Genomic DNA, 24,436 nt, shown 5'->3' with positions numbered 1-24,436 from the left:
AGGTTTCCAAGGGGGGAGGTTGTGCCAAAGCGCCTTGGATTCACCGCTCTCGAAAAGCTTTGTGGCACTTGGTGTTGATGTGTAATGGGACGCATTCTGTATAGTGTGCGCTCGGTGCCGGCTTCCTGAATCCTGGCTGTACGAATGTTTATTTGTGTTGCCGGTGCTTGCGTTTTTCCTGGCTGAACCCGTCAATGGGCCGATGAAACCTGGCGGTTACCTGAGCTTTTTTTCAGCGGTGCAATTCTCCCCCCCCCGTTACTCTGAGGCCTGGACTGTAGTGATGAACAAGCCTGCTCTTGCTGCCATTCCCGTGTTCAAACTCTATGGCGAGAGCCTGGAGTGGCCCACCCCGGATCTGCTCCATTGCGAGTCCATCAGTCAACGCAGCCGTGAGCACCAGTGGGAAATAAAACCCCATCGGCATGCCGATCTCGGCCAATTGCTGTTCGTCTTCCGAGGGCAGGCCGAACTGGAGGTCGAAGGCCAGCGGACCTTGTTGGATGAACCGATGATCCAGGTGTTGCCGCCGTTATCGGTCCATGGCTTTCGATTTTCCGAGGATGTCGAAGGTTATGTCGTGACTCTGGCGGCGCCGCTGTTGAGCCATTTGCAAGCTCAGTTGGGGCGTTCGGAAAATACCCTGGCCACGTCTTGCAGCTACCCGGCCCGGGAGGATGCGCAGTACCTGAACGGTTTGTTCAGTGCCTTGCAGAATGAGTATCAAGGGCAGCAGCCGGCTCGGGAAATGATCATGCACGCCCTGGTGAGCATGATTGTGGTCTGGATTGGTCGCCAGGCACTGCAGCGCAGCAGTTCCAGTCAGCGTCCTCAGCGGGCCCGGGAGTATTTCAACGGTTTTATCCAGTTGGTGGAGGCCCATTACCGCGAGCATGTGAAGGTCGAGGACCTGGCTCACAAGCTAGGCATCTCCGTATCGCACCTCAACGGCACCTGCCGCGAGCTGGCCGGGCAACCGGCGCTGCAGATCATGCACGAGCGTCAACTGCTGGAGGCCAAGCGCCTGCTGACCTACACCGGGATGACCATCTACGAGATTTCCGATGACCTGGGCTTTTCCGATCCCACCAATTTCACCCGGCTGTTCCGACGCCGCGAGGGGATTTCGCCCAAGGTGTTCCGCGACCGGCTCAAGGCCGATCAGGCGGGGGAGCCTGGGGCGTTGCCGCTCACCTGAGGGCGTTCAAGGTGGCGTTGTGGGGAATGCAGCGTTCCAGGTTGCAACTGGCGTAGTTGCGCTGTTGCATGCGGGCCTGCTCGACGCGATAAGCGGCGGTACCGTATAGCGCCAGGGTCATGGTGCAGGTCATGAAGATGGCCAGGTACCTTCTTGTCTTGACGTTCATGGCAACGACCTCTGAACCAATACCCCGTGTTTTCAGGGGCACTGATATCAGCATAGGTCAGTTGCGGGGGCTTGCCAGGCTGCTGCCCAGCCTGTTTGGCGAGGTATTGAACCGCTGGATCGTGTCTACAGCCCCACATCCCAGAGCGGTTCCTGGGGAAACCTGAGCACCAGGAAATCCAGCATGCTGCGCAAGGTCGCCGGCATGTGCTTGCGCGAGGCGTAGACCGCATACATGTTCATCTTGCGGGGTTCGGCATGGGGCAGCAGGCGCACCAGTTCTCCCCGCTTGATGTACTCCCCGGCCTGGTAGCTGGGCAGCATGGCGATGCCGGCGCCGGCTACTGTGGTGCGCAACAGGGTACTGGCTTCGTTGGCGCTGATATTGCCCTGCACCGGCACCGACACTTGCTCGCCGTCCTGTTCGAAATGCCACAGGCTTTTGCCGAAGTAGGAGTGGGTCAGGCAGTTGTGCTGGCTCAAGTCCTCCACCCGTTGTGGCGCCGGGTGCTCTTGGAGGTAGATCGGTGAGGCGCAGATCACCGAGCGACAGACGGTCAGGCGTCGGGCGATCAGGTTCGGGTCCAGGTCGTTGCTGGTGCGGATCGCCAAGTCGATACGCTCATCCACCAGGTTCACCGTGCGGTCGAGCATCTGCAGATCGATGCTCACACCGGGATAACGCTTGACGTAGTCGGCCACCGCCTCCGCCAGTTGTGACTGGCCGAACGAGGTGCTGACGCTGATGCGCAGCAGCCCGCGGGGCGCATCATCAGGCTCGCCCACCGCAGCCTGCATATCGTTGGACAGCTCCAGCATCTGTCGGCAGCGGGGCAGGATCTCGCCGCCGGCCGCGGTCAGGCTGAGCTTGCGCGTGGTGCGGTGCATCAACCGGGCGCCGACCCAATCCTCCAGCTCCGCCAGATAACGTGAAACCACCGGCCGTGAAAGGTCCAGGTGGTCAGCGGCGGCCGACTGGCTGCCCAGGTCCACAACGGTGACAAAGACCCGCATTGCTTGGAGACGATCCATGATTTGCCCGCTTTCAGAAACAAACTATGTTCAAGCATCGCATTTTTTGTAACGAGTCTGGCAACTAAGCTTTGTCCACTTCTCACCAAGCCAACAGATGCTGGAGCTGCCCTCATGATCGGATTCACCTCTCTTAAACGCCTGCTGCTGGCCACCGCCACCCTGGGTTTTGCCGCCCATGCCGCAGCCGCCGAGCCCAGCCTGAAGCTGGATGTCTACAACCCGGGGGCCAATGCCATCTTCCCGGTGACCTCGGTACTGGTCAGCGGCAAGAAGGACGCGATCCTGGTGGATGCCCAGTTCGGCAAATCCCAGGCCCAGCAACTGGTGGAAAAGATCCGTGCCAGTGGCAAGCACTTGACCACCATCTACATCAGCCACGGTGATCCGGATTACTACTTCGGCCTCGACACCCTGACCAAGGCTTTCCCTGATGCCAAGGTTGTTGCCTCACAGCCTACGGTGGATCACATCAAGGCCACGGTGGATGGCAAGCTGGCGTTCTGGGGCCCGAAAATGGGCGCTGACGTTCCGGCCAAGACCATCGTGCCCGGCGTACTCAAGGGCCACAGCCTGACCCTGGAAGGGCAGAAGCTCGAAGTCATCGGCCTGGACGGCAAGCAACCGGATCGCAGCTTTGTCTGGATTCCGTCGATCAAGGCGGTAGTCGGTGGTGTGGTGGTCGCGGAAAACATCCACGTATGGATGGCCGATACCCAGACCCCGCAGTCTCACCAGGACTGGCTGAGCACCCTGAAGACCATTGAGGGCCTGCAGCCCAAGACTGTGATCCCCGGGCACTTCCTCGGCGACAGCGCACGCTCCCTGGCCCCGGTGCACTTCACCGCGGACTACATCAAGGCCTTCGATGAAGAGACGGCCAAGGCCAAGGACTCCGCTGCGCTGATCGCAGCCATGAAAAAGCGTTACCCGGACCTGGGCGAAGACAGTTCCCTGGAACTGAGCGCCAAGGTTGCCAAGGGCGAAATGAAGTGGTGAAACCGGTTTGACCCGCTCCCTTCGGGGAGCGGATGCCCCTGTACTCTTTCAGAACCCAGCCAACTGGAGACATGTCATGAGCAAAATCGCAATCATTGGTGCCACCGGCCGTGCCGGCAGCCAACTGTTGGAAGAGGCCCTGCGTCGTGGTCACAGCGTCACCGCCATCGCCCGCAACACGGCGAAGATCGGCCAGCGTGCCGGCGTGCTCACCCGCGAAGTGGATGTGGCCGACAGTGCTGCATTGCAAGCGGCGGTAGCCGGCCACGATGTGGTGATCAGTGCCGCGCATTTTTCCACCATCCCGGCTGATGCCATCATCGATCCGGTGAAAAAGGCCGGGGTCAAGCGTCTGCTGGTGGTGGGCGGTGCCGGTTCGCTGTTGCTGCCCGGTGGTGGCAAGGTCATCGACAGCCCCGGTTTTCCGGAGGAGTACAAGGCCGAGGCCAGCGCCGGTGGCGTGTACCTGGACACCTTGCGCAAGGAGCAGGATCTGGACTGGACGTTCCTCTCGCCATCGGCGGAGTTCGTTGAGGGTGAGCGCACCGGGCAGTTCCGCCTGGGCCAGGACGATCTGCTGGTCAATGCCCAGGGGCGCAGTTGGATCAGCTTCGCCGACTACGCCATCGCCATGCTCGATGAAGTGGAGAAGCCGGCCCACCGCCGCCAGCGCTTCACCGTCGGTTACTGATGAGCGGCCGATTGCCCCGGTAGCCGCCTGCCGTTGGCGGTTATCGGGGAGTTCCGATCAGTGTTGAAGGCCCTCGCGGGCCTTTTTGCTGTCTGCCGGCATCAGGGTTTTCTCATTCAGCGCTGTTTGGCCTGCTCCACCAGCCAGTCCAGCAGTTCCTGCAAGGCCGCCGCAGGCCCAGGGTGCTCCGGGTAGACCAGATAGTACGCCTGGCCCGTCGGGATCTTCAGTTCAAAAGGCATGACCAGCCGTCCGGCACTCAGGTCGTCGCCAATCAACGCCCAGTCGCCAATCGCCACGCCCGTTCCCTGGGACGCCACGGACATCGCCAGGTCCAGGGTCTCGAAATGCTGACCCTTGCCCAGGGTATTGAGTGGCGTGCCGGCGGCTTTCAACCAACTTTGCCAGTCCCGTTGATCGTGGGAGGGATGCAGCAGCAAGTGCTGTTGCAGGTCCGCCGGGTTCTTGAGGGGCACCGGGCCCTCCAGCAGCGGTCGCGAGCAGACCGGCGTCAGTTGTTCATTGAACAGGTGACGCGAACCCAGGGTCGGGGACGGCGGGGCTCCGTACATGACGGCGGCATCGAAGGGTTCGCGGCTGAAATCCACGCCGTGCTGAATGGTGGTGGTCAGTTGCACCGGTACATCCGGGCGTTCCCTCTGCCACTGCAGCAGCCGTGGCAGCAGCCAGCGCATCACACAGGTCGGCGCCTTGAGGCGCAGGTTGCGGCTCTGCCCACCGATGTCATCCACCGCGCCATTGATCAGTTCGAATACCTGCTGCACCCGCGGCAACCATTGCGCCCCTTCGTTAGTGAGGCTCAAGCCCCGGGCATGGCGCTGGAACAACGGATAACCCAGATGGCTTTCCAGGCCGGCAATTTGTCGGCTCACCGCTCCTTGGGTGATGTGCAACTGCTCGGCAGCGCGCGTGAAATTGCAGCACTGGGCGGTGACCAGAAAGGTGTGCAGTGCGGGCAGGGGAGGCAAGCGTTTCATGGGCAGCCAAGGCATGACGTGAGGACATGGCTAGTATGACTTTTTATCCATTGTTGCGGCTACAGCCTCACCGTTCCAATAGCCCTCCCGACGTCTGCTGAGTTTTTCAGTCGGCAGTCAGTCGGGTATTCCACCAATAAGAAGGGCGATGAGATGGCGACGTGCGGCGAAGTACTGGTCAAGTTACTTGAAGGTTATGGGGTTGAGCAGGTGTTCGGCATTCCCGGGGTGCATACCGTCGAGTTGTATCGCGGCCTGGCCCGCTCGCCCATCCAGCATGTCACCCCGCGCCATGAGCAAGGTGCCGGTTTCATGGCCGACGGCTACGCCCGCACCAGCGGCAAGCCCGGCGTGTGTTTCATCATCACCGGCCCCGGCATGACCAACATCACCACCGCCATGGGCCAGGCTTATGCGGACTCGATTCCCATGCTGGTGATCTCCAGCGTGCAGACCCGCAGCCAGCTGGGTGGCGGGCGCGGCAAGCTCCATGAGTTGCCGAACCAGAGTGCGCTGGTCAGCGGCGTGGCGGCGTTTTCCCATACCCTGATGAGCGCCGATGAATTGCCAGTGGTGCTGGCCCGGGCTTTCGCCCTGTTCCAGGCTGGACGCCCACGTCCGGTGCATATCGAGATTCCTCTCGATGTACTGGTTCAGGATGCCGATCATCTGCTGGCCAGCGAGCCGGTAACCATTGCCCGTGCCGGTGCCGCCCCGGACGCTGTCGCCCGGATGAGTCAGCTGCTGGCGATGGCCAAGCGCCCGCTGATCCTGGCCGGTGGCGGCGCCATTGATGCGGCCGCTCCCCTGACCCGTTTGGCGGAACTGCTGCAGGCTCCGGTGGCCCTGACGATCAACGCCAAGGGCATGTTGCCGTCGGCCCACCCGCTGCTGATTGGCTCCACCCAGTCATTGGTGGCAACCCGTGCCCTGGTGGCCGAGGCCGACGTGGTGCTGGCCATCGGCACCGAACTGGCGGAAACCGATTACGACGTGACCTTTGCCGGCGGCTTTGAAATTCCCGGGGCCTTGCTGCGGATCGATATCGATGCCGATCAAACGGTGCGCAACTACCCACCGAAAGTGGCACTGGTGGCCGATGCCGGGAACGCAGCCCAAGCCCTGCTGGCAGAGCTGTCCCGGCATACCTTGAGCGAGCGCAGCAGCGACTGGGGCCAGGCCCGCGCCGCGGCCTTGCGCAGCGAACTCGAGAACCTGTGGGACACGCCGACCCGGGCCCAGACCCTGTTCCTGGAAACCGTGGTCCAGGAGTTGCCGGAGATCGTCCTGGTGGGCGATTCCACTCAGCCGGTGTACAGCGGCAACCTGACGTTCAATCCTGAGCAGCCGCGGCGCTGGTTCAACTCGTCCACCGGCTACGGCACCCTGGGTTATGCCTTGCCGGCCGCCATCGGTGCCTGGCTCGGGGGCGCTTCCCAGTCCAGCTCGCGGCGGCCGGTGGCTTGCCTGATCGGCGACGGCGGCTTGCAGTTCACCCTGGCGGAACTGGCCTGCGCCGTGGAAGCACGCACGCCGATCATCGTCCTGCTGTGGAACAACCAGGGTTATGAAGAGATCAAGAAATACATGGTCAATCGGGCCATCGAGCCAGTCGGCGTCGACATCTACACCCCGGATTTCATTGCCGTGGCCAAGGGCCTCGGGTGCGCAGCCGAGCGCATCGACAGTGTCGAACAACTGCGTGCGGCCCTGCGCATGGCCGTTGACCGCCAGGGACCGACCTTGATTGAAGTTGACCAGAATCGCTGGACTCAAGGAGTACAGGCATGAGTTCGCCGCACCTGTTGAACGGTGTGTACATCGACGGCCAATGGTCGGCAGGCAGCGAGCACCTGCAGGTGATCAACCCATCCACCGAGGCGCCCTTGGCCTGGGTGGCAGGCGCCGGGCCGCAAGCCGTGGATCAGGCGCTGCGGGCCGCTACGGCGGGGCTTGCCCGCTGGGCGCAAAGCAGTGGCAGCGAGCGTGCCGCCGTGCTGCGCAAGATCGCTGCAGGCGTGGCCGAACGCCGGGAGCGGCTGATGCACCTGCAGTCGAGCAACAACGGCAAGCCGCAGTTCGAGGCGGCCATGGATGTGGACGATGTCATTGCCACCTTTGAGTACTACGCCGGGCTGGCCGAGGAGCTGGACGCGACCCAGGATGCGAATGTGCCGCTGCCCAGTGAGGATTTCAGCGCGCGCCTGCGTCGTGAGCCCTGTGGCGTGGTCGGGCTGATCGTGCCGTGGAATTTCCCCATGGTCACCACGGCCTGGAAGTTAGCACCAGCCCTGGCCGCCGGCTGCAGCGTGGTGCTCAAGCCCTCGGAAGTGACGCCACTGCCGGAGCTGGAGCTGGCGGCGATCATCGCCGAAAGCGGCTTGCCCAACGGGGTGTTCAACCTGATCTGCGGGACGGGCCTGGCGGTCGGTGCGCCTTTGGCGGCGGACCCGCGAGTGGCGAAGATTTCCTTCACCGGCAGTAATGCGGTGGGCGTCCAGGTCATGCAGCGGGCGGCGGAAACCGTCAAGGGCGTGAGCCTGGAACTGGGGGGCAAGTCATCCTTGCTGGTGCTGGCGGATGCCGACCTGGACCTGGCGGTGGAACTGGCCTGTGGCGGTGGCTTCTTCAATGCCGGGCAGATGTGCTCCGCCACCAGCCGGGTACTGGTCGCCGACGAGCTGGCCGATGAATTCCTCTTGCGGCTCAAGGCCCGGGCCGAAGGCATTCGGGTGGCCGACCCGTTCGACCCCGAGGTGGTCATGGGCGCCCTGGTGAACCAGGCGCAATACCACAGAGTGCTGGCGCACATCGATCGTGGCCTGAATGTCGGTGCCAAGCTGGTCTGTGGCGGTGGCCGCCCGGCCGGGTTGCAGCAGGGCTTTTTCATCCAGCCCACGGTGTTCACCGAGGTGCCGCTGGACAGTGCCCTGTGGCGTGACGAAATCTTTGGCCCGGTGCTCTGTGTGCGCAGTTTCAGCAGCGAGCAAGAGGCAATCGAACTGGCCAATGACAGCGAGTTCGGCCTGGTGGCCAGTGTGGTGGGGGCGGACGTGGACAATGCCGAGCGGGTGGCCAATGCCCTGCAGGCCGGCCTGGTGTGGATCAACGCCCCTCAGGTGATCTTTCCCCAGACTGCCTGGGGCGGCTACAAGCAGAGCAGCATCGGCCGTGAACTGGGCCCCTGGGGCTTGCATGCCTTCCAGGAGCTCAAACACGTAATCCGCGCGCTGTAGGCGCCGGCTTGCCGGTGAACCCGGGTTACCCGCCAACCCGCAGGCGCGCCATGTCCCGCAAGGGCGGCGCGCCAAACAGTCGGCTGTACTCACGGCTGAACTGCGACGGGCTTTCATAGCCGACTCGATACCCCGCCGCCGAAGCTTCCAGACCTTCGGCCAGCATCAAGCGCCGGGCTTCCTGCAGACGCAGCTGTTTCTGGTACTGCAAGGGACTCATGGCGGTCATCGCCTTGAAGCGGTGGTGCAGGGTCGACACGCTCAGGTTCACTTCCCGGGCCAGGTCATCGATGCGCAACGGCTGCACGAAATTGCCGTTGAGCCACTTGATGGCCTGGTTGACTCGGTGACCCTGGCTGTTGGCGGTGGCGATCTCGTACAGACGGTGGCCCTGGGGGCTGCGCAGCAGGCGATAGAGAATTTCCCGACGCACCAGCGGCGCGAGCATGGCGATGTCTTTCGGGGTGTCCAGCAGGCGGGTCAGGCGCAGCACGGCGTCCAGCATCGCCGGGTCCAGGCGCTCTACGTACAGGCCCCGTCCGGTGGGCCGGGCGGGCACGCCCAGAGGGCCGGCATCGGCGATCAGTGCATTGATTTCCCCGGGGTCGATGTCCAGGCGCAGGGCCAGGATCGGCTCTTGCGGCGAAACGATCGCCACCTTGCCGCTCAGTGGCACGGAAACCGACACCACCAGGTAATTCAGCGGGTCGTAGTTGTAGCTTTCATCGGCCAGGCGCACTTCCTTGCGGCCCTGGGCCATGATGCACAGCGCCGGTTGCGCCAGCACCGAGCCGAAGTGATGGGAAGTGCTGTGGCGCGAGACAAACAGCGAGTCGATGGCAGTGGCATAGCTGCCATCTTCAGTGGTGTTGCGCGCAATGATCGCGGCCAGTTCTACGCGCTGGCGTTCCATCTCCGGAGCCAGGGGCGGCGGCAGGGTATCCAGTGATGACATGGGGCGCCTCGGGGTGTTTGCAGTCGACACAGCTTAAGTTTGTGCAAGAGTCGCGGGTAGGCGAATTCTGCGTAAAACTTGCCTGATCCTGCTGCTTGCGCGCGAGATAGACAAGATGAGCCGATGCTCGGGGGCTTCACTTGCTTGAAACACCGTTGTAACGCTTCTGTGCCCTGTCGCCGCCCATGCGCTGCAGCAGCGGGCTTGTCGCAGGATTGGGCAAATCAACGGCAGAAATCGACTAACGCGCAAGTGGGCCCGCCCCGTATCGTTGATTCTGTCGCAGCCCGTCCCCGGCTGCCTCGACAACACCCTGGGAGGGTTCCACATGTCCACGCATATTCCCGTCAGTCACATGGCTTTTGTTCGGGCCCGAGCCGGGCGCTCCACGGAGTTGGGTGCGCGCTTGAGTAGCCTGATCGAACCATCGCGCCAGGCCAGCGGTTGCCTGCACTTTGCTCTGCAGCATTCGCAGTGCGATGCCGACCTGTGGCTGGTGTCCGGCTTCTGGAGCAGCCAGCAGAGCATGACCGCCTATTTCAACTCGCCGACCATGGCCATCTTCGCCGAGCTGGTCCAGGACCTGGTGGTCAACAGCCTGGACTTCCACACCTTCAGCACGGTGTCGGCGCTTGAGGCTCATGGAGAGTACGCGCAGCTACAGCGTGCGCCGCTGCACAAGCTGGCCAGTTGAAGGTTTAGAATGGCCGACTTTCCATTGGCCAGGATCAGCAACATGGCACGTAAAGAGTTTGCACACTACGAAGCAGTTTCCGCTGTGGTTCCAGGGGAGGGGGGATACAGCGCCGCCATCGCCGTCAAAGCCCTGGGCGCTTCAGGGGCTCCACGCTTTCATAAAGTCCTGGTTGAGCAGACATTCAAGACCGCTCACGAAGCCGACCAGGCTGCCGCGCAACAACTCGAACAGCTGGCCGACGTCGATCAAGACGGCGAACTGAGCTTTCACAGTCACTGAGTCGCCGAACTACCTGACCGCTCCCGGGCGGTGCATCTTGAACAGGGCTTCTGGTCCCAGCTGGAAGTAGTCCGCCGGTCCGCCGCCGCGCAGAATGGGTTCTGCCGCGGCGGTATCGTAGATCCCGTCCTTGAGCAGCCACTTGGCGATATGCACGGCGACCACTTCGCCGAGGATCAGCCAGCTCGGCACTGGTTCCTTGTCCGCACGCTGCAACTGAATGATCTGGGTGACCTTGCATTCGAAGGACACCGGGCTCTGGGCAACCCGGGGCACGCTGATGATCTTCGAGGCCACGGTCTTCAACCCGGCCAGTTCGAACTCGTCGACCTCGGCGGGGACCGCGGCGCAGCTCTGGTTCATCTGCTCGGCCAAGGGCCGGGTGGCCAGGTTCCAGGCGAACTCTCCGGTGGCCTCGATGTTATTCAGGCTGTCTTTGCGCCCGACGCTGGAGAACCCGATGATCGGCGGAATGTAGTTGAAGGCATTGAAGAAACTGTAAGGCGCCAGGTTCAGCCGGCCTTGTGCATCCTGGGAAGAAATCCAGCCAATGGGACGCGGGCCGACGATGGCATTGAACGGGTCATGGGGCAGGCCGTGGCCCAGGGCAGGTTGGTAAAAGTGGATATCGTCGGACATGGCTCAAGGTTCCTGCTGTGGGGCGAGTGAAGGGCGCCATAGTGCAGTGCGCTCTGGTCGAATTCCAGCGTCCGGGCCTCGGTTGATCCAGGGGGCGAAAGATTTTCCTCGGCCAGAAAAGACTAAGCCCGGCCGAAGCCGGGCTGTGGTGTCAGGTGAATCGATCAACTGATGGTGGCGGAGCCGGTGCGGTCGTAACCGTCGGCAGCGAAGGTAGCGGAACCGGTGCGGTCGTAACCGTCGGCAGCGAAGGTAGCGGAACCGGTGCGGTCGTAGCCGTCTTCAGCGAGGGTGGCGGAACCGGTGCGGTCGTAACCGTCGGCAGCGAGGGTGGCGGAACCGGTGCGGTCGTAGCCGTCGGCAGCGAAGGTAGCGGAACCGGTGCGGTCGTAGCCGTCTTCAGCGAGGGTGGCGGAACCGGTGCGGTCGTAACCGTCGGCAGCGAGGGTGGCGGAACCGGTGCGGTCATAGCCGTCGGCAGCGAGGGTGGCGGAACCGGTGCGGTCGTAACCGTCGGCAGCGAAGGTAGCGGAACCGGTGCGGTCGTAACCGTCGGCAGCGAAGGTGGCGGAACCGGTGCGATCGAAACCGTCAGCGGCGAAGGTATTGGCAGTCAGTACCGACAGGGTCAGGGCGAGGATCAGTTTGCTTTTCATGGTGGTGACTCCAGGTTTGTTGAGGTGTTTGCGTTGGGCTTGGAATGAATCCTACTCCTGTAAATTTGATTAAAAAGCGCAAATTAATGCTAATTAAAATCGAATTTACCGATATGTAGGCCGTCATTACTGACCACCGGTTACCGCACCCAGGCCTCACTACAGATACGTGCCAAGTCGCAACTTGGATTCACTGTCAGACTGCGCATGCGCCATTAACTGATCATTAATTGTTCAGGTGGCGGATAAAAAAGGACAAAAAACCTTCAGCGGTTCTTTCAGCCAGCCCCATGACGAGACTCACTCGTAGGCGCCGCCGTGAGTTTCCTTGCCCGTGAACAAACTCCCCCAGATCACCCAGGCCTTCTGGGTCATGAACAACGGCGCGACGATCCCGGATAACACCGCTGGTGATCTGTCGTTGATGGCCCGGCCGTTTGGCGCGAATGTGCGCGACTTCCTCAGCAAGCCCCATGAAAAGGGTGGCCTGGACTTCGGCATCATCCGCTCGTTGGCGGGATTGGTGGGGATTGTGCTGGTGATGATCGTGGGGGCGACCTGGGCCCAGAACCGCTATGGGCGCCAGGGCACCGCCGCACTTGCCTGATCTGTTGATCATCTGTAGGAGCCGGCTGGCCGGCGAAAGCCTCCCCACAGATCGCGAAAAAAGCGCCCGGGCCTTGCACCCGGGCGCCGTTTTTCTATCAGTCGGTCTCGATCCGCGAATGCTTGCGGGTGTCCTTCATGGTCGCGTAGACCAGCAACGAACAGGCAATACAGGCGGTGACGTACCAGTAGTAGCCGGTTTCCATGCCGATGCTCTTGAACCACAGGGCGATGTATTCCGCGGTGCCGCCAAAGATCGATACGGTCAGCGCGTAGGGCAGGCCCACGCCCAGGGCACGGATTTCAGTGGGGAACAGCTCGGCCTTCACCACCGCGTTGATCGAGGTGTAGCCACTGACGATGATCAGTGCCGCCATGATCAGGAAGAACGCGCCCCACCAGGTCTGGATGGTGTGCAGGGTGGTGAGGATCGGCACGGTGAACAGGGTGCCGAGGATGCCGAAGGCAATCAGGATCGGCCGTCGGCCCACCTTGTCCGAGAGTGCACCGATCACCGGCTGCAGGCACATGAACAGGAACAGCGTGGCGGCAGAAATGGTGGTGGAGTCGGAGATGCTCATGCCGACGGTGTTCACCAGGTATTTCTGCATGTAGGTGGTGTAGGTGTAGAAGGCCAGGGTGCCGCCCATGGTCAGGCCGACCACGGTCATCAGTTCCTTGGGATGACGCATCAGGGTGCGCATCAGGCTTTCTTTTGGCTTCTCTTTCTTCTTGGTGAAGGACTCGGTTTCTTCCATGCCGCGACGCAGGTACAGGGCCACGACCGCACACAGGGCACCGATGCCGAACGGAATCCGCCAGCCCCAGGATTGCAGCTCCTCGGTGGTCAGAATGTTCTGCAGCACGATCAGTACTCCCAGGGCGATGAGCTGACCGGAGATCAGGGTCACGTACTGGAAGCTGGAGAAGAAGCCGCGACGTTCCTTGGTCGCCATCTCGCTGAGGTAGGTGGCCGAGGTGCCGTATTCACCGCCCACCGACAGGCCCTGCATCAGGCGCGCCAGCACCAGCAGGATGGGGGCGCCGACGCCGATGGTTTCGTAACCCGGGGTCAGGGCGATGATCAGCGAGCCGAAGCACATCAGCAGCACCGAAGCCATCAGCGCGGCTTTACGGCCTTTGCGGTCGGCGTACAGGCCCATCAGCCAGCCACCGATCGGGCGCATCAGGAAGCCCACGGCGAAGATCGCGGCGGTGTTCAGCAGTTGTGCGGTGGTGTCGCCCTTGGGGAAGAAGACTTTGGCGAAGTACAGCGAGAATGCCGCGTAGACGTACCAGTCGTACCACTCGACCATGTTGCCCACGGAACCGCTGAAGATCGACTTCAGGCGGCTGGCGGTGGTCTTTTCGGTGGCGGATGCAGCCGCCGACCCGGCAGGCAGGGTATTAGAGATATCCATGACGGACCCTTCTATTCATTGTTTTTGTGGAGCGCGCGCAAGCGCAGCCTGCTGGGGCTATAGCAGGACCTGTGCCAAGGACAAGAGGCCCGGGCTAGAGGGGTTTGATCGGTGGTGATGAGCGGAAATCCGCCTATGGGTGCCTGTGGGGTAGGCGGGAAATTGCCGAAAGGTGCGCGGCACCTGGGAGGCGCGTTCGGGCGGTTTGCCGTTTGCGGGTGTGGGTGGGGCTGCACCTGGCTTGAGGGCCTGTTCGCCGGCAAGCCGGCTCCTACAGGCGGGGGTTATGGGTCTTTGAGGAACATTTCCCGGGTCAGGCCGTGACGCTGCATTTTTTCATTCAGGGTCCGGCGCGGCAGTTGCAGTTCGTTGAGCACGGCCTTGATCTCGCCCTTGTGGCGAGTCAGGGCTGCGCGCAGGCACTGGGCTTCGAAGGCTTCTTGCTGCGCGGCCAGGGATTGGCCGGCTTCGAGGACTTCGGCTTCCGGCTCCCCGAGGCCCAGCACCTGACGCTCGGCGGCGTTGGCCAGTTCGCGCACGTTGCCTGGCCAGTCGTGACTGAGCAGGCGGCTCAACTGGGCGCCACTCAAGGGCGCGACGCTGCGCCCCAGGCGCTCGGCGGCGGCCTGGGCGAAGTGTTCATAGAGTTGTGGAATATCCTCGCGGCGCTCACGCAGTGGCGGCAGGCGCAGTTCGGCCACGGTCAGGCGATAGGCCAGGTCTTCGCGAAAGCGTCCGGCTCGGGCCTCCTCCAGCAGGTCGGGCTTGGCGGCGGCGATCACCCGCAGGTCGACCTTGATGCTCTGGTTGGAGCCCAGGCGTTCCAGTTTCTGCTCCTGCAGCACCCGCAGCAGCTTGACCTGCTGGGCCAGGGGCATGCTTTCGATCTCGTCGAGAAACAGCGTGCCGCCATGGGCGTACTCCAGCTTGCCGATGCGCTTGCCCTGGGCGCCGGTGAAGGCGCCGCTTTCATGGCCGAACAACTCGGCCTCGAACAGCTGCTCGGGGATCGCTGCGCAGTTCAGGGCGACAAAGGGCTTGCCGGCCCGGGGACCGAAGTCGTGCAGGCAGCGGGCGATCAATTCCTTGCCGCTGCCGGTTTCACCTCGGATCAGCACATTCACGGGCAAGGCGGCCAGATCCAGTACCTGGCGGCGCAGGGTCTGCAGGGCCCGAGACATGCCGAGCAGGGTGGCGTCGAGCTTGGCCCGGCTGTCAGCCTGCTGGTGCAGGCGACGGTTTTCCAGGACCAGGCGGCGTTTGTCCAGGGCCCGGCGCAGGCTGCTGAGCAGGGTGTCGGGGCTGAAGGGTTTTTCCAGGAAGTCATAGGCACCGTCGCGCATGGCCTCGACCGCCATGGGCACGTCACCGTGACCGGTCAGCAGGATGATCGGCAGGTCGGGGTCCAGGCGCTGGACCTGGGCCAGCAGCTCCAGGCCGCTGATACCGGGCATGCGCACATCGCTGAGGATCACCCCGGGGAAGTTCTTCGGCAGTTGCGCCAGGCAATCCTCGGCGCGGCTGAACAGCTGGACCTCGAACCCCGACAGGCTCAGCCATTGTTCGACGGCGGTACGGATGCTGGCCTCGTCATCCACCACGATTACCGAGTTCAGCATTGGATGTGCGCCTCCAGATCGATGGGCAGGCTGAGGGTGAACACCGCGCCCTGATCCTGGTTGGCGGCGCTCAAGCGTCCCCCCAGTTCATGGACGATGGCGTAGGACACGGCCAGCCCCAGGCCCAGGCCATCGCCCACCGGCTTGGTGGTGAAGAACGGGTCGAACACGCTCAGCAGGTGCTCTTCGGCGATCCCGCCGCCGTTGTCGGCGACCCGCAGTTGCCACAATTGGTCCTCGGCTTCGAGGCTGATCTGCAGGTGCTTTTCAGGCTTGTTCTGCATGGCGTCGAGGGCATTGCGCAGCAGGTTGATCAGCACCTGCTCCAGGCGGATGGCATCACCGCGAACCCAGGCTGGGCGGGTCAGGTGCAGCTCGATCTGGATGTTTTCGGCACGCAGCCGGGTTTCCAGCAACTGCAGCGACTGGTCCACCACCGCGGCCAGATCCAGGCGTTCGCGCAGGCCGCTGGGGCTCTTGCGGGCGAAAGTCTTGAGGTGGCTGGTAAGGGCGGCCATGCGGGTCAGCATGTCGTCCAATGGTCGCAGGGCTTTGTAAGCCTCATCCACCCGGCCGTGATCCAGCAGCAGCCGCAGCGTGGCAAGCTGCATGCGCTGGGCGGTCAGGGGTTGGTTGATTTCATGGGCCAGGGCCGCGGACATCTGCCCCAGGGCGGCCAGCTTGGCCGATTGCACCAGGCCTTCCTGGGCGGTGCGCAGATCCCGAGTGCGTTCCTGGACCAATTGCTCCAGCTCTTCACGGTTGCGTTGACGGATTTTCCCCAAGCGCCAGCGTTGGCTGAGGAACAGTAACAGGAACACCAGGGTCAGCCAGGCACCGGCGGCCGCCAGCCCGGCATTGCGGCTTTCCTCGAAAGCGCTGGCCGGCTTGCGCAGCAGGTGCAGGGTCCAGCCTTCGGCGGTCAGCGGCAGGGATTCCCAGAGATAGTTGGCCACGCCCTCGGGGCCTTCGACCTGGACCAGTCTGCTGTTGTCGTCGAATGTTTGCAGGGTCGTATGTTGCAGCGCCGTCAGCGGTTGCTTGTCGTACTGACGGGTGAGCTTGATCTCCGCCAGGTCGTTTGCGGACAGCGGTTGCAACTGTCGGTAACGCCAGCCGGGCTGGTTGGCGATAAAGATGATGCCCCGGGCGTCGCTCACCAGCAGGGTGTCGTTGCCCTGGCTCCATTCATGCTCCAGTTCGGGGAACTCCAGCTTGACCACCATGGCCCCGAGGAAGTCCTCGTTGTCGGCCTTGACCGCGCTGGAGAGGAAATACCCCGGAATGCCGCTGGTGACGCCCACGGCGTAGAAACGCCCGCTGCCCTGGCTGCGGGTCTGCTTGAAGTAGGGGCGAAAACCATAGTTGTGGCCGACATAGCTGCTGGGCAGTCGCCAGTTGCTGGCCGCCACGGCCAGGCCTTCATGGTTCAGCAGTTCCAGGGTCGAGGAGCGGGCGGCACCGTTGATCTTTTCCAGTTTGCGGTTCAGTGCATCCTGGGTGTCTGCCGTCACCGGGCCCTGAAGTGCCGAACGCAGTTCCGGGTCCAGGGCCAGCACCGCTGGCAGGGCGCGATAGCGTTCGATCAGGGTGTGCAGCGAGTTGGCATACAGCCCTAGCTGTTCATTGGCTCGGGCGGCATCCTCCACCAGCGTCTGGCGTTCGGCGTGGCGCATGGCCAGGCCGGCGCTGATGACGGTGCCAGCGAGAATAACCAGGATATAGAACGTCAAGCGGAGAGGGCGAGAGATCTGGGCCATGAGTCGGGGCAGGCTGCAATGGGGGCGGGAACGATAGCATGAGCGACGGGTGGAACGTTGATCGCCGACAGTGTCGCGAAAGGGCGCGGCATAAAAAAAGCGACGGGCTGTTGTCTCAACAGCACCGCCGCTTTGGCCAAACGTGAGAAGGGCTTACTGCACTTCTACCGCCAGGCTGTCACTGATCTTTTTCTGCCAGATGGCAGGACCTGTGATGTGGACCGACTCGCCCTTGCTGTCGACGGCGACGGTCACTGGCATGTCCTTGACCTCGAACTCGTAGATCGCTTCCATGCCCAGTTCGGCGAAGGCCAGGACCTTGGACTTCTTGATCGCCTGGGCCACCAGGTAGGCGGCGCCGCCGACGGCCATCAGGTACACGGCCTTGTTGTCCTTGATCGCGTCGATGGCGGTCGGGCCACGCTCGGACTTGCCGATCATGCCCAGAAGGCCGGTCTGCTCGAGGATCTGCCGGGTGAACTTGTCCATCCGCGTGGCAGTGGTCGGGCCGGCCGGGCCCACCACTTCGTCGCCCACCGGATCAACCGGGCCGACGTAGTAGATGAAGCGACCCTTGAGGTCTACCGGCAGGGTTTCACCCTTGTTCAGCATCTCCACCATGCGCTTGTGCGCCGCGTCGCGACCGGTGAGCATCTTGCCGTTGAGCAGCACGGTCTCGCCCGGCTTCCAGCTTTGCACGTCTTCCGGGGTCAGGGTGTCGAGGTTGACCCGACGTGCCGACGGACCGGCTTCCCAGACGATTTCCGGGTAGGCGTCCAGAGGTGGCGCTTCCAGTGCGGCCGGGCCCGAGCCGTCGAGCACGAAGTGCGCGTGACGGGTGGCGGCGCAGTTGGGGATCATGCACACCGGCAGGGAGGCGGCGTGGGTCGGGTAGTCCATGATCTTCACGTCGAGCACCGTGGTCAGGCCACCCAGGCCCTGGGCGCCGATGCCCAGTTGGTTGACCTTCTCGAACAGCTCCAGGCGCATTTCTTCAATGCGGTTGGACGGGCCGCGAGCCTTGAGCTCGTGGATGTCGATGGACTCCATCAACACTTCCTTGGCCATCACCGCAGCCTTCTCGGCGGTGCCGCCGATGCCGATGCCCAGCATGCCCGGTGGGCACCAGCCGGCACCCATGGTCGGTACGGTCTTGAGGACCCAGTCGACGATGGAGTCGGACGGGTTGAGCATGGCCATCTTCGATTTGTTCTCGGAGCCGCCGCCCTTGGCCGCCACGTCCACTTCCACGGTGTTGCCGGGAACGATGGAGTAGTGGATCACCGCCGGGGTGTTGTCCTTGGTGTTTTTCCGGGCGCCTGCCGGGTCGGCCAGGATGGAAGCGCGCAGGACGTTTTCCGGCAGGTTGTAGGCGCGACGCACGCCTTCGTTGATCATGTCGTCCAGGCTCATGGTGGCGCCGTCCCAGCGCACGTCCATGCCCACGCGAACGAACACGGTGACGATCCCGGTGTCCTGGCAGATCGGCCGGTGGCCGGTGGCGCACATGCGCGAGTTGATCAGGATCTGTGCCATGGAGTCACGAGCGGCCGGCGATTCCTCGCGCAGGTAGGCCTCGTGCATCGCCTGGATGAAGTCCACGGGGTGGTAGTAGGAAATGAACTGCAGGGCGTCGGCAACGCTCTGAATCAGGTCGTCTTGCTTGATCACGGTCATGAGTCGCGCTCCTCTAAAAGACGGGAACATTTAATAAGGTGGCTGCAGCAGGGTGTATCGGTCGGTTGCAGACACCTTCTAAGGCACGCCGGACAGACAACTGGCGCGACGCTAAAAAGGCGCGGCAGTATACCGCGCCTGGGGGTCCGGCACACCCGCCAGCCGGGCAAACGAAAGTCGCCCATCGGATGGGCACTGTTCTTGCCTGAATCAGCGGCAAAACCGCAGAACACGGCTTAAAATTTGGATAGTCATTTGCCGGGCGCAGCACTAAAGTTGCAACTGGCCAGCAGGGTAGGAAACTCTTTAAGCCTCCTTTCTCACGGTGAGTCAACGATTGACCCATAAAGCCATCCAGAGCTTGTTACTCAAGCGCTTCACCATTGCTGCGGGCACCTACGGACTGATCCTGCTGCTGTTCTGGCTGGCGGTTCTCGCGGGGCACTATCGCGCCTCCACCAGCAGTGCGCTGTTGGCCTCGGGGTTGGTGTTGGCCACTCAGGGCCTGCTGTGCTGGGTGTTCATCAGCGGGCGCAACCTGCGCTTTGCCGATCCCAGCCTGACTGAAGTCCAAGTGGTCCTGGGCATTGCCTGGCAGACTTGGCTGATCGCCCACCTGGATCAGGCCCGGGGCGCTTTCCTGGTGTTCTATATCCTGCCGCTGCTGTTCGGCCTGTTCCATTTATCCCGCCGGGCCTACCTGCGTTGCGCGGCGCTGATCTTCTTCTGTTTTGCCGGGGTCAACCTGTGGGACGGCTATCGCTTTGTCCTCGACGATCCCCAGCTGGCGGCGCTGCAAGTCTGTGTGCTGCTGGTGATACTGGTGTGGATGTGCCTGTACGCTGCCTATGTCCAGGCGTCGCGTTCGCGCATGCGGCAGCGGCGTTTTGCCTTGCAGGCCCATCAGGACACCTTGCGGGGGATGATGCGGCAACTGGAAGATCTGGTGGCTACCGATGAGTTGACCGGGCTGTTCAATCGCCGGCACTTCCTGCGTATCGCCAGCCGTGAGTTGCAGGCCATGGACCAGGAGCAGATGCATGGGCTGGCGCTGATCGACCTGGATCATTTCAAGCGCATCAACGATCTTCACGGCCATGCGGCAGGAGATCAGGTGTTGCAGGCGTTCGCCGCGGTGGCCACGGCCTGCCTGCGGGACGGTGATGTACTGGCCCGCTACGGCGGTGAGGAGTTTGTGGTGCTCCTGCCCGACTGTGATGCCGAGCGCCTGACCTCCTGTTGCGAGCGTCTGCGCCTGGCCTTCATGGAGGTGCAACTGGTGGGCCTGAATGTGCGTGACCTGAGCCTGTCGGCAGGGATGACCCTGCTGCAGGCCGGTGATGATCTGGATAATGCCCTGCAACGCGCCGATCAGGCGCTGTACCGGGCCAAGCGCGACGGCCGCAATCGTTGTTCCGCCGCCTGGGAAAACCTCGATGCCTGAATTGACCGTGGGCAGCCGGCGCTGGTCGGTGGCACCCGCAAGCAACCTGCTGGATGCCTTGAATCAGGCCGGTGTGGCGGTGCCCTACAGTTGTCGCGCCGGCAGTTGTCATGCCTGCCTGGTGCATTGCGTCCAGGGCCTGCCCAACGACAGTCGGCCGGATGCCTTGAGCGATGAACAGCGCCGCCGCGGCTGGCGCCTGGCCTGCCAGTGCCAGGTGGTGGAGGACCTGCAGGTCGAGACTTTCGATCCGTTGCGCGATGGCCGGCCGGCCCAAGTGGTCGGGCTCGACTGGCTATCGCCCACAGTCCTGCGCTTGCGTCTGCAACCTGAGCGGCCATTGCGTTATCGCGCCGGCCAGCACCTGGTGCTGTGGACCACCAGCCAGATCGCCCGGCCGTATTCCCTGGCCAGCCTGCCGGAAGAGGACCGCTTCCTGGAGTTTCATCTGGACTGCCGGCATCCGGGACAATTCAGCGACGCCGCACGCCAGTTGCAACTGGGCGACCCGATCCGCCTGGGCGAGTTGCGCGGTGGCGCCTTGCACTACGATCCGGACTGGCAGCAGCGACCGCTGTGGCTGCTGGCCTCGGGAACTGGCCTGGCGCCCTTGTTCGGGGTGTTGCGCGAAGCCTTGCGTCAGGATCACCAAGGCCCTATCCGCATCATTCACCTGGCCCATGACGCCACCGAGCATTACCTGGCCAAACCCTTGGCAGCCCTGGCAGCGAACCGTCCCCAGCTGAGTGTGGAGCTGTGGCAGGGGGCGCAGCTGACGACGGCCCTGGCGCAACTGCGACTTGTTTCCCGGCAAACCCAGGCCTTACTCTGCGGGCACCCCGACAGTGTCGATGCCTTTGCCCGACGCCTGTACCTGGCGGGGCTGCCGCGCAATCAACTGCTGGCCGATGTGTTCCTGCCCCGTGGTTGAGCGCTGATTTTTCCAGAGCGAGATCTTCATGACCGATGCCATCGAGCTGCAACGCGAGGGCGGGCTGCTGACCCTGCGCCTGAACCGCCCCGACAAGAAAAACGCCCTGACCCGTGCCATGTACAGTCGTCTGGCGCAAGCCCTGGCCGAGGCGGACGCCGATCCGCAAATCAATGCCCTGCTGATCTGCGGCAGCAGTGAATGCTTTACCGCCGGCAACGACATCGCCGACTTCCTGCAACAGCCGCCCAGGGACCTCGATAGCCCGGTGTTCCAGTTCATGCGCAACCTGCTCGATTGCCGCAAGCCGGTGGTGGCTGCGGTGGCCGGCGCGGCCGTGGGCATTGGCACCACCTTGTTGCTGCATTGCGATCTGGTCTATGTCAGCCGTGATGCACGGTTGCGCATGCCGTTCGTCAACCTCGGGCTGTGCCCGGAATTTGGCTCGAGCCTGATCCTGCCGCGCTTGCTGGGACAGGCCAAGGCCGCTGAGTTGTTGCTGCTCGGCGAAGGCTTCAGTGGTGAACAGGCGGCGGCCTGGGGCATTGCCACTGCGGCCCTGGGAGATGGCGCGGCAGCCCTGGCCAAAGCCAGGGAGGCGGCATTGCGTTTCAGCCAACTGGCGCCGGAAGCGGTGCAGGTGAGCAAGCGCCTGATGAAGGCTCCCTATCGTGAGCAACTGCGCCAGGTAATAGAAGAAGAGGGCGCGCAGTTCACTCAGCGCCTGCGTTCACCAGAAGCCATCGCCGCCTTGTCGGGTTTTTTCGCCAAAGGCTGACACCTGTCGCTACAGGGAAGGACGGACATAAAAAAGCCCCGGGGTTTCCACCACCGGGGCTTTTGCGTTCAGCGAGCCAGGGCTCAGACCATCGGGTCGCCAACGTGCAGGATCTTCATGCCATTGGTGCCGCCGGTGGTGTGGTAGCTGTCGCCCTTGGTGAGAATCACCCAGTCGCCTTTCTCTACTACGCCGCGCTTGAGCAACTCGTCGATCGCAGCCTGGCTGACCTGCTCAGGCGGCAGGGAAGCCGGATCGAACGGGATGGTGTAGACGCCGCGGAACATGGCTGCACGCGCCTGGGTTTCACGGTGCGGGGAGTAGGCATAGATCGGCACCGAGGAACGGATGCGCGACATGATCAGCGGGGTGTAGCCGCTTTCGGTCAGGGCGATGATGGCCTTCACGCCCGGGAAGTGGTTGGCGGTGTACATGGCAGCCAGGGCGATGCTCTGGTCGCAGCTTTCGAACACCTTGCCCATGCGGTGGCTGGAGGTCTTGCTGGTGGGGTGTTTTTCCGCACCGACACAGATCCGCGCCATGGCCTGGACCGCTTCCAGCGGGTAGGCACCGGCGGCGCTTTCTGCCGAGAGCATGACCGCGTCGGTGTAGTCGAGCACGGCGTTGGCCACGTCGGACACTTCGGCACGGGTCGGCATCGGGTTCTGGATCATCGACTCCATCATCTGGGTCGCGACGATCACTGCCTTGTTGTGGCGGCGCGCGTGAAGAATGATTTTCTTCTGGATGCCCACCAGCTCGGCGTCGCCGATTTCCACACCCAGGTCGCCACGGGCCACCATCACGGCGTCACTGGCGTTGATCAGGCCGTCGAGGGTTTCGTCGTCGGCTACGGCTTCGGCGCGTTCGATCTTGGCCACCAGCCAGGCCGTACCACCGGATTCGTCACGCAGTTTGCGCGCGTATTCCATATCGGCAGCGTCGCGAGGGAAGGACACGGCCAGGTAGTCGACTTGCATTTCGGCGGCCAGCTTGATGTCGGCCTTGTCTTTCTCGGTCAGGGCCGGAGCGGTCAGGCCGCCGCCACGACGGTTGATGCCTTTGTGGTCGGACAGCGGGCCGCCGACGGTCACCACGCAGTGCAGCTCGGTGGCGGTGGCGGTTTCCACGCGCATCACCACACGGCCGTCGTCCAGCAGCAGCTCGTCATTGACGCCGCAGTCCTTGACCAGATCCGGGTAGTCGATGCCGACGATGTCCTGGTTGCCTTCGGTCAGCGGGTGCACGGTGGAGAAGGTGAACTTGTCACCGATCTTCAGTTCGATACGCTTGTTGGCGAATTTGGCGATGCGGATTTTCGGGCCTTGCAGATCGCCGAGGATGGCCACGAAGCGGCCGTGCTTGGCGGCCAGGTCGCGGACCAGTTGGGCGCGAGCCTTGTGCTCGTCCGGAGTGCCGTGGGAGAAGTTCAGACGGGCAACATCCAGGCCCGCGAGAATCAACTGTTCGAGAACTTCCGGCGAGTTACTGGCTGGGCCAAGGGTGGCAACGATTTTGGTACGACGAACGGACATGCACGGACTCCTGAGTTCAAGCGCAACGAGAGGCTACTATGCTCCGAAGTTGTAGTCATTGTTCGTTTGCACTACTTATTGCTTTGTTTGTTTACCGCAACAACCTTGAAGATTTTTGCCGATGAGTCGATACACTGCACAAGACAGGAGATACCCCATGCGATTCGTACTCATTGCTATCTTGGCCGTCAGTGTTGTCGGCTGCACCCGCTGGTCCATGAACCATCATTTGAATAACGCCTACCGCGCTTATGACCGCGGCAACTGCGAGAGCGTGATGCTCGAGTTGAGCCAGGTCGACCGCAACAGCCGTGCGCGGCCTTACATCCAACCGGAAGTGTCGATGCTGCGCGGGCAATGCCTGGAGCGGCAGAAGTTGTTCGTCGATGCGGCGCAGACTTATCAGTTCATCATTACCCAGTACCCCAGCAGCGAATACGCCTACCGTGCTCGTGCCCGCCTGGACACCTTGCAGCAACTGGGGCATTACCCGGCAAACGGTGCAGCACAAGTTCGCCGTACAGCGTTGTAAGCGATACCGGTCAGGGGCAGTGTAATTGCCCCTCGCGCTTGAGCTAACATTTGTACAGGTTGTTCGAACACTGCACGGTTCCTGCCTGGCGCAGTGGCGTTGAAATCCTTGTGAAGATTTTCCTCGCACCTCGAATCCGGGAGAACGAGCCGCTACTCAAGGCCCGTTCCGAAGCACTAGTGCGGTCATGCTTAATGACCTTTCATAGCGATACCCAGCATGTTCACGGAACCTCGGATCGAGCGGCATCAACTGCCGTCCTACTTGAAAGTCTTCAACCGGTTTACCGACAAGCCTGTCGGTTACCTGGGCAATATTTCCGCTGACGGGCTGATGTTGATCAGCCAGTTGCCGATGCTGATCGGTGCCGAGTTCGAGCTGCGGGTGAAAGTCCCCGGCAGTGATGGACAGACGCAGTTCATCGATTTCAGCGCCTGTTGCCTGTGGTGCCATGAGGACCTGACCCCTCACCAGTACGACAGCGGTTTCAGCCTGCTGCGGGCGACCGCCGAATTCGCTGAACTGGAGCAGGCCTTGCGGCACTACTTCAGCTTCCATCCGTTGCAGACATCGGCCTGAATGTCG

The 24,436-nt window shown here is 62.7% G+C and carries 23 protein-coding genes and 1 pseudogene; 13 read left to right on the top strand and 11 right to left on the bottom strand.

The window, feature by feature from the left end:
* Positions 1 to 283 precede the first annotated feature (283 nt).
* Positions 284 to 1,198, top strand: coding sequence for a helix-turn-helix domain-containing protein (locus LOY69_RS23375; RefSeq protein WP_110651386.1), 915 nt, complete (start codon positions 284 to 286; stop codon positions 1,196 to 1,198).
* On the opposite strand, the gene LOY69_RS23370 is transcribed toward LOY69_RS23375, so the two are convergent.
* Both LOY69_RS23370 and LOY69_RS23365 read right to left on the bottom strand, forming a co-directional pair.
* Complete coding sequence (locus tag LOY69_RS23370) at positions 1,191 to 1,367, bottom strand: hypothetical protein (protein WP_162884084.1); 177 nt, start codon at positions 1,365 to 1,367, stop codon at positions 1,191 to 1,193. The genes LOY69_RS23375 and LOY69_RS23370 overlap by 8 nt on opposite strands.
* A 125-nt stretch (positions 1,368 to 1,492) precedes the next feature.
* Complete coding sequence (locus LOY69_RS23365; RefSeq protein ID WP_110594892.1) at positions 1,493 to 2,398, bottom strand: LysR family transcriptional regulator; 906 nt, start codon at positions 2,396 to 2,398, stop codon at positions 1,493 to 1,495.
* Positions 2,399 to 2,512: 114 nt separating this feature from the next.
* Between LOY69_RS23365 and LOY69_RS23360 the strand changes: the two genes are divergently transcribed.
* Complete coding sequence (locus LOY69_RS23360) at positions 2,513 to 3,397, top strand: MBL fold metallo-hydrolase (protein ID WP_265073654.1); 885 nt, start codon at positions 2,513 to 2,515, stop codon at positions 3,395 to 3,397.
* A gap of 76 nt (positions 3,398 to 3,473) precedes the next feature.
* Entirely contained in the window at positions 3,474 to 4,088 is a 615-nt protein-coding gene (locus LOY69_RS23355; protein WP_110651388.1) for an NAD(P)-dependent oxidoreductase, read from the top strand.
* A 116-nt stretch (positions 4,089 to 4,204) separates the two neighbouring features.
* Here the strand turns inward: LOY69_RS23355 and LOY69_RS23350 are convergent, their stop codons facing one another.
* Positions 4,205 to 5,086 (bottom strand): LysR substrate-binding domain-containing protein, encoded by an 882-nt coding sequence (locus LOY69_RS23350; protein ID WP_102860996.1) that lies wholly within the window; start codon positions 5,084 to 5,086, stop codon positions 4,205 to 4,207.
* 153 nt (positions 5,087 to 5,239) lie between these two features.
* On the opposite strand from LOY69_RS23350, the gene LOY69_RS23345 reads away from it, so the two are divergent.
* Together LOY69_RS23345 and LOY69_RS23340 are read left to right on the top strand one after the other, a co-directional pair.
* A complete protein-coding gene (locus tag LOY69_RS23345; RefSeq protein ID WP_102880717.1) occupies positions 5,240 to 6,877 on the top strand; it encodes a 5-guanidino-2-oxopentanoate decarboxylase in 1,638 nt (545 codons plus the stop codon).
* On the top strand, positions 6,874 to 8,322 hold the full coding sequence (locus tag LOY69_RS23340; protein ID WP_265073653.1) for an aldehyde dehydrogenase family protein: 1,449 nt from the start codon (positions 6,874 to 6,876) through the stop codon (positions 8,320 to 8,322). Before LOY69_RS23345 ends, LOY69_RS23340 begins: the two co-directional genes overlap by 4 nt.
* 25 nt (positions 8,323 to 8,347) lie before the next feature.
* Here the strand turns inward: LOY69_RS23340 and LOY69_RS23335 are convergent, their stop codons facing one another.
* The gene (locus tag LOY69_RS23335) at positions 8,348 to 9,277 is read right to left on the bottom strand and encodes an AraC family transcriptional regulator (protein WP_102860520.1); all 930 of its coding nucleotides are present in this window, start codon (positions 9,275 to 9,277) and stop codon (positions 8,348 to 8,350) included.
* A 328-nt stretch (positions 9,278 to 9,605) separates the two neighbouring features.
* Between LOY69_RS23335 and LOY69_RS23330 the strand changes: the two genes are divergently transcribed.
* On the top strand, positions 9,606 to 9,971 hold the full coding sequence (locus LOY69_RS23330; protein WP_102880714.1) for a putative quinol monooxygenase: 366 nt from the start codon (positions 9,606 to 9,608) through the stop codon (positions 9,969 to 9,971).
* 9 nt (positions 9,972 to 9,980) lie between these two features.
* Positions 9,981 to 10,253 carry a hypothetical protein gene (locus tag LOY69_RS23325; RefSeq protein WP_265073652.1) on the top strand — a complete coding sequence of 91 codons (273 nt, stop codon included), beginning with the start codon at positions 9,981 to 9,983 and terminating at the stop codon, positions 10,251 to 10,253.
* 9 nt (positions 10,254 to 10,262) lie between these two features.
* Here LOY69_RS23325 and LOY69_RS23320 read toward each other — a convergent pair whose 3' ends face one another.
* A complete protein-coding gene (locus LOY69_RS23320; protein WP_123394079.1) occupies positions 10,263 to 10,892 on the bottom strand; it encodes a flavin reductase family protein in 630 nt (209 codons plus the stop codon).
* A gap of 164 nt (positions 10,893 to 11,056) precedes the next feature.
* The gene (locus LOY69_RS23315; protein ID WP_265073651.1) at positions 11,057 to 11,548 is read right to left on the bottom strand and encodes a heme utilization protein; all 492 of its coding nucleotides are present in this window, start codon (positions 11,546 to 11,548) and stop codon (positions 11,057 to 11,059) included.
* Between the two features lie 421 nt (positions 11,549 to 11,969).
* On the opposite strand from LOY69_RS23315, the pseudogene LOY69_RS23310 reads away from it, so the two are divergent.
* Positions 11,970 to 12,155 (top strand): annotated as a pseudogene (locus LOY69_RS23310) (hypothetical protein); the annotation flags it as partial.
* A 97-nt stretch (positions 12,156 to 12,252) separates the two neighbouring features.
* Here the strand turns inward: LOY69_RS23310 and LOY69_RS23305 are convergent.
* From LOY69_RS23305 to LOY69_RS23290, 4 genes are all read right to left on the bottom strand, one after another.
* The gene (locus LOY69_RS23305; RefSeq protein WP_047305837.1) at positions 12,253 to 13,575 is read right to left on the bottom strand and encodes an MFS transporter; all 1,323 of its coding nucleotides are present in this window, start codon (positions 13,573 to 13,575) and stop codon (positions 12,253 to 12,255) included.
* A gap of 284 nt (positions 13,576 to 13,859) precedes the next feature.
* Positions 13,860 to 15,194, bottom strand: a complete 1,335-nt coding sequence (locus tag LOY69_RS23300) for a sigma-54-dependent transcriptional regulator (protein WP_265073649.1) — start codon at positions 15,192 to 15,194, stop codon at positions 13,860 to 13,862.
* Positions 15,188 to 16,954, bottom strand: a complete 1,767-nt coding sequence (locus LOY69_RS23295; RefSeq protein ID WP_102880709.1) for an ATP-binding protein — start codon at positions 16,952 to 16,954, stop codon at positions 15,188 to 15,190. The genes LOY69_RS23300 and LOY69_RS23295 overlap by 7 nt, the downstream gene beginning before the upstream one ends.
* 153 nt (positions 16,955 to 17,107) lie before the next feature.
* Positions 17,108 to 18,631, bottom strand: coding sequence for a fumarate hydratase (locus LOY69_RS23290; RefSeq protein ID WP_102860526.1), 1,524 nt, complete (start codon positions 18,629 to 18,631; stop codon positions 17,108 to 17,110).
* A 337-nt stretch (positions 18,632 to 18,968) separates the two neighbouring features.
* Here LOY69_RS23290 and LOY69_RS23285 point away from each other — a divergent pair, with 337 nt between their 5' ends.
* Genes LOY69_RS23285 through LOY69_RS23275 form a run of 3 tightly spaced genes read left to right on the top strand, consistent with a single transcriptional unit; the run spans position 18,969 to position 21,784 of the window.
* The gene (locus LOY69_RS23285) at positions 18,969 to 20,075 is read left to right on the top strand and encodes a sensor domain-containing diguanylate cyclase (RefSeq protein ID WP_102880707.1); all 1,107 of its coding nucleotides are present in this window, start codon (positions 18,969 to 18,971) and stop codon (positions 20,073 to 20,075) included.
* Positions 20,068 to 21,006, top strand: coding sequence for an iron-sulfur-binding ferredoxin reductase (locus tag LOY69_RS23280; RefSeq protein WP_102880706.1), 939 nt, complete (start codon positions 20,068 to 20,070; stop codon positions 21,004 to 21,006). Before LOY69_RS23285 ends, LOY69_RS23280 begins: the two co-directional genes overlap by 8 nt.
* A gap of 28 nt (positions 21,007 to 21,034) precedes the next feature.
* Positions 21,035 to 21,784 carry an enoyl-CoA hydratase-related protein gene (locus LOY69_RS23275; protein WP_102880705.1) on the top strand — a complete coding sequence of 250 codons (750 nt, stop codon included), beginning with the start codon at positions 21,035 to 21,037 and terminating at the stop codon, positions 21,782 to 21,784.
* A gap of 83 nt (positions 21,785 to 21,867) precedes the next feature.
* On the opposite strand, the gene pyk is transcribed toward LOY69_RS23275, so the two are convergent.
* On the bottom strand, positions 21,868 to 23,319 hold the full coding sequence (gene pyk, locus LOY69_RS23270) for a pyruvate kinase (protein ID WP_016963242.1): 1,452 nt from the start codon (positions 23,317 to 23,319) through the stop codon (positions 21,868 to 21,870).
* Positions 23,320 to 23,476: 157 nt separating this feature from the next.
* On the opposite strand from pyk, the gene LOY69_RS23265 reads away from it, so the two are divergent.
* Together LOY69_RS23265 and LOY69_RS23260 are read left to right on the top strand one after the other, a co-directional pair.
* Entirely contained in the window at positions 23,477 to 23,851 is a 375-nt protein-coding gene (locus LOY69_RS23265; RefSeq protein ID WP_102860530.1) for a hypothetical protein, read from the top strand.
* Between the two features lie 219 nt (positions 23,852 to 24,070).
* Positions 24,071 to 24,430 carry a PilZ domain-containing protein gene (locus LOY69_RS23260; RefSeq protein WP_102860531.1) on the top strand — a complete coding sequence of 120 codons (360 nt, stop codon included), beginning with the start codon at positions 24,071 to 24,073 and terminating at the stop codon, positions 24,428 to 24,430.
* The last annotated feature ends 6 nt before the right edge of the window (positions 24,431 to 24,436 follow it).

The organism is Pseudomonas sp. B21-059, assembly GCF_026016285.1.
Lineage (GTDB): Bacteria > Pseudomonadota > Gammaproteobacteria > Pseudomonadales > Pseudomonadaceae > Aquipseudomonas > Aquipseudomonas danubii.
Note: the sequence above shows the minus strand (reverse complement) of the source record. Positions and strands in the feature narration are given on the sequence as shown.